At 56.7% G+C, this 712-nt stretch carries 1 pseudogene; it reads left to right on the top strand.

The window, feature by feature from the left end:
- Positions 1-81: 81 nt before the first annotated feature.
- Positions 82-712: pseudogene (locus tag DXU84_RS25295) on the top strand (transposase); the annotation flags it as partial.

Raw genomic sequence — 712 nt, 5'->3', positions numbered from 1 at the left:
CTGACCCTGACCCAAAATCCTGCTCCATTCAGAAACAGAATTCCGGCATGATAAATCCCCCCCTGAGCGGAGGTGGTGCCGATGAAAAAGTCACGATTCACCGAAGAGCAGATTATCTTTGCTCTCAAGCAGGCCGAGCTGGGGACGTCCGTGCCGGATGTCTGCCGTAAGCTGGGTATCTCTGATGCCACTTTTTACACGTGGCGCAAGAAGTACGGCGGAATTTCCCCTTCTGAACTCAAACATATGCGGCAGCTGGAAGAGGAAAATCTGCGGCTGAAGAGGCTGGTTGCTGACCTCAGCCTCGATAAGGCCATGTTGCAGGGCGTGCTGGCAAAAAAGAGCTGACGCTGGCACGCCTGCGCGAATGGGTCAGGGATTTACAGGCCCGATACGGTGCCAGCGAAAGACAAATCTGTTTTGCGCTGCGACTCAGCCGCAGCTCGTTCAGGTATCGTTCTGTTGCTGCCGATGACAGTGCGCTGCGCCTGCGCATCCGCGAGATCACCGAAACCCGGGTGCATTACGGTTACCGCCGGGTACACGTGATGCTCAGACGAGAAGACTGGCGCGATAACCACAAAAGGATTTACCGGCTTTACAGCGAGCAGGGGCTGTCGCTGCGCCTCAAACGGCCGCACAGCGCCGACAACCGCAGCCGCAGGGTCTGTATCCGAATCACGTCTGGGGCATGGATTTTGTCTCTGATGCG

The organism is Rahnella sp. RcJ3 (assembly GCF_009498575.1).
Lineage (GTDB): Bacteria > Pseudomonadota > Gammaproteobacteria > Enterobacterales > Enterobacteriaceae > Rahnella > Rahnella aceris.
Note: the sequence above shows the minus strand (reverse complement) of the source record. Positions and strands in the feature narration are given on the sequence as shown.